This is a genomic window from Streptomyces sp. DvalAA-14, from assembly GCF_900091855.1.
In the GTDB taxonomy this organism is placed as follows: domain Bacteria; phylum Actinomycetota; class Actinomycetes; order Streptomycetales; family Streptomycetaceae; genus Actinacidiphila.
Genome location: NZ_FMCH01000332.1, coordinates 1 through 3,841, shown reverse-complemented (window position 1 = coordinate 3,841; position 3,841 = coordinate 1). Strand labels below are relative to the sequence as shown.

Annotated in this window: 4 protein-coding genes; 2 read left to right on the top strand and 2 right to left on the bottom strand. The window is 76.3% G+C overall.

The window, feature by feature from the left end; translation table 11 throughout:
- A partial coding sequence (locus GA0115240_RS17030; protein WP_370673348.1) for a phage holin family protein occupies window positions 1–1,356 on the bottom strand: 1,356 nt, incomplete at its 3' end.
- 121 nt (window positions 1,357–1,477) lie between these two features.
- On the opposite strand from GA0115240_RS17030, the gene GA0115240_RS17025 reads away from it, so the two are divergent.
- Window positions 1,478–2,359: an MBL fold metallo-hydrolase gene (locus GA0115240_RS17025; RefSeq protein WP_093737519.1), complete on the top strand. Its 882-nt coding sequence runs from the start codon at window positions 1,478–1,480 to the stop codon at window positions 2,357–2,359.
- Window positions 2,356–3,033, top strand: a complete 678-nt coding sequence (locus tag GA0115240_RS17020) for a DedA family protein (RefSeq protein ID WP_256069853.1) — start codon at window positions 2,356–2,358, stop codon at window positions 3,031–3,033. The genes GA0115240_RS17025 and GA0115240_RS17020 overlap by 4 nt, the downstream gene beginning before the upstream one ends.
- Before the next feature lie 58 nt (window positions 3,034–3,091).
- Here GA0115240_RS17020 and GA0115240_RS17015 read toward each other — a convergent pair.
- Window positions 3,092–3,841 (bottom strand): MBL fold metallo-hydrolase (locus tag GA0115240_RS17015; protein WP_107407160.1); only part of this gene is annotated, 750 nt, incomplete at its 5' end.

Here is a 3,841-nt window from a genome sequence, read left to right as displayed (position 1 = left end):
GAAGGTCTCGCCGCCGCTCTGCCCGTGGTCGGACAGCAGCACGATCCGGTACGGGCGCGGCGCGTAGCGGGCCGCGTCCGCGATCATCCGGACCGAACGGTCCAGCCGGGTCAGCACCTTGCGGGCGTCCTTGCTGTACGGGCCGGAGTGGTGGGCCACTTCGTCGTACGCCACCAGGTCCGCGTACACCGCCGAGCGCCCCGCCAGCATGTCGCCGATCACCGCGGCGACCGCCACGTCCCGCTCCACCACGGTGGCGAATGCCCGCAGCAGCGGATACAGCCCGCCGCGCTTGATCCGCGGCCGGTCGCCGCGGATCCGCGCCGCCGACGACTCCAGGATCTCCCGGCCCACCTCCGCGCTGAACGACCAGGCGGTGCGCACCGCGTTGGCCGGGTCGGAGAAGTAGGCGAAGTAGCCCGAGCGCGGCCGGTTGAAGGTGCCCGCCCGCACCGCCACCGACATCACCAGCGCCGCCTGCTCGGCGCCGCCGCTGAACAGGTTGCCCCGGCTGGCACCGTCCTCGGCGAGCAGGCCGCACGATCCGGTCCGCGCCACCGCGCGCCGCTCCAACTCGGCTGCGCTGGAGGGCCGGTTGCAGACCATGACCTGCCCGGTCTCCTTCTCGTACCAGCGGAAGGCGGGCACGTCGTGGTTGCTGCCGTGCAGGATGGCCAGCTGGCTGGCACCGGTCTGGCTGCTCCAGTCGGTGCGCCACGGGACGAGCCGGTGGGTGCCGCCCAGCCAGTGGGCGACGGTCGGCATCGCGGGCGGGGAACTGGTCAGGGCGTCGTGCAGCACGTCGTGGCCGACGCCGTCGAGTTGGAGGAAGACCGTACCGGGGGTGGTCGGCAGCGGCGGGTCGTCCGCGTGCCGCCGGCCGCGGCCGGCCAGCCGGGCCAGCCGGCGGCCGTAGGCGGCGTCGTCGCGCACCGCCAGCGCGGTGCTGGTCGCGGAGGAGGTCGCGGACATCACCGCGGCGATCACCACCGCCGTCGCGGGGGCCACCTGGCCGCGGCCGTCCGGAACCAGGCGCAGGGCGATCAGCAGCAGCGAGCCGTTGAGGAAGAACACCAGCGCGCCGAGCAGCAGCGCGGGCACCAGCAGCAGGGCGCGTACCAGCAGCGGCCACACCAGCGCGCTCAGCAGCCCGAAGGCGCCCGCGCCGGCGCCGGCGGTCAGCGCGATCCGGGTGGGGCTGTCGCCGCCCGGCGCCTCGATGGTGAAGTCGGGCAGCAGGCCCGCGAGTACGGCCAGCGTCGCCGAGGACACCGCCCACACCGCGAGCACCCGCCCGGCGGTCCGCAGCGCTGTGCGGCCCGCGGCCCGTCTTCGACTGTCTCCCGGCTGAGGCACCCGTCCAGCCTGTCATATCAGCAGGTCCGGTCGGCCCCGGACCCGTCCGCCGCAGGGCATACGCTCGGGGCCACGGCGGGCGCCGATCCGGCGCCGGCCGGCCGGTGAAGGGACGGGCGCGGTGGCGGTGGAGATCACGTGGTGGGGCCATGCCACGGTGACCGTGCGGGACGGCGGGGTCCGCGTGCTGACCGACCCGCTGTTCGCCCGGCGGCTGGCCCATCTGCGCAGGCGGCGCGGCGCGGTGCCGCCGCCGGTCGCGGCCGAGGCCGATGTCGTCCTGGTGTCGCATCTGCACGCCGACCATCTGCACCTGGGCTCGCTGCGCCGGCTGGCCCCGGGCACCACGGTGCTGCTGCCGGCGGGCGCGCTCGCCGCCGTGCCGGGCCTGCGCCGGCTGCGGGACCGGCTGCGGCTGGTGGAGGTGGCGGCCGGCGAGTCCCTGAAATTCGGCGAGTTGGCCGTCCGGGCAGTCCCCGCGGCGCACGACGGGCGGCGGCTGCCGTACGGGCCGCGCCGGGTGTCCCCCCTGGGCTACGTGCTGACCGGCAGCGCGCGGACGTACTTCGCCGGGGACACCGGGCTGTTCGACGCGATGGCCGAGGAGGTCGGACCCTGCGACGTGGCGCTGCTCCCGGTGGGCGGCTGGGGTCCCTTCCTCGGACCGGGGCACCTCGACCCCGAGCGGGCCGCACGGGCGCTGGCCGCCCTGGCGCCGCGCGCGGCGGTACCGGTGCACTACGGCACGTACTGGCCGATCGGCCTGGACGGGGTACGGCCGCACGAATTCCACACGCCGGGCGCGGAGTTCGTACGGCTCGCGGCGCGCATCGCGCCGGGGGTGGCGGTGCACCGGCTGGAGCACGGGCAGAGCGTGCTGGTGCCGGACGCGGACCGGCACCGCGGCGGCCACGGCCCGGCGGGCGACACCGGCCGCGGCGGCGGCGCCCCCGCTGGCGACAGCAGCCGGGACAGCGGCGGACGACAGGAGGGGGACCGGTGATCGGCCTGCTGGCATCGGCCGCGGCGCATCAGCCCGCCTCGGACAGCACGCGGCAGGCGATCGGCTATCCGACGCTCTTCCTGCTGGTCGTCCTCGGCTCGCTGGTCCCGGTGGTGCCGACCGGGGCGCTGGTGTCCGGTGCGGCGGTGGTCGCCTTCCACGACACCGAACCGGTGTCCCTGGCGGTGGTGTTCGCGGTGGCGTCGGTGGCGGCGTTCCTCGGTGATGTGGCCCTGTACTGGCTCGGGCTGCGCGGGGCCCACTCGCGGGGCGGCTCCCGCTGGCTGCACCGGCTCCAGGACCGGGTGGACGCGGGCACCCTGGAGCGGGCCGAGCGCCGACTCGACCGGCACGGTTCGGCGGTGCTGGTGCTGTCCCGGCTGATACCGGCCGGCCGCATCCCGGTGATGGTGGCGTGCCTGCTGGCGGAGATGCCGCTGCGGCGCTTCGTCCGCGGGGACATCGCCGCGTGCCTGGCCTGGGCGGCGGCCTACCAGGTGATCGGCATCCTCGGCGGCTCCCTGTTCCCCGAACCCTGGCAGGGGGTGGCCCTCGCGGTGGGCCTCACCTTCGCCATCGCGGCGGGGCCGGCGGTGGTGCGGCGGCTGCGCCGCGGCAGGAAAGGTCCGGTGGGGCCGGCGGAGGCGGAGGCGCACGCGCCCTCGCAGACGTAGGCGGCTGCGGCTGCGGCTGCGGCTGTGATCGCCTGGCCAGCCCGGCCGGCCGCGTCGCTCAGCCGGCCAGCACGCGCGATCCGCCCACCGGCAGGTCCCACAGGTCACCGCGCGCCAGCCCCTTCGCCGCCCAGGCCGTGCGCAGGCGCCGCAGCGGTTCCAGCGGGGGTTCGCCGGACAGCAGAAAGGTGGCCCAGTGCATGGGCGCCATCGCGGCGGCCCCGACGTCGAGGAAGGCCTGGACGGCCTCCTCCGGGTCGGTGTGCACCGGCCGCAGCATCCAGCGCGGCGCGTACGCCCCGATCGGCAGCAGGGCCAGCTGGATGCCGGGGTAGGCGCGGCCGATCTCGCCGAAGCAGGGGCCGTAGCCGGAGTCACCGGCGAAGTAGATCCGCGGCGCGGCGGCGTCGGACAGCACCCAGCCGCCCCACAGCGACCGGCACCCGTCGGTGAGGGCGCGCCGGCTCCAGTGGTGCGCGGGCACGAAGTGGAAGCGCACGCGGTCGAGTTCGGCGGACTCCCACCAGTCGAGTTCGGTCACCCGGGTGAAGCCGCGGCGCCGGAACCAGGAGCCGACGCCGGCCGGCGCGAACACCGCGGTGCCGCGCGGCAGCCGCTTGAGGGTGGGCGCGTCCATGTGGTCGTAGTGGTTGTGGCTGATGACGACCGCGTCGACCGGCGGCAGCGCCGACCAGGGCACGCCGACGGGGGTGATCCGGGCGGGCGTGCCGGGGATGCGGCGCGACCACACCGGGTCGGTCAGGACGGTCAGCCCGCCGATCCGCAGCACCCAGCTGGCGTGCCCGGC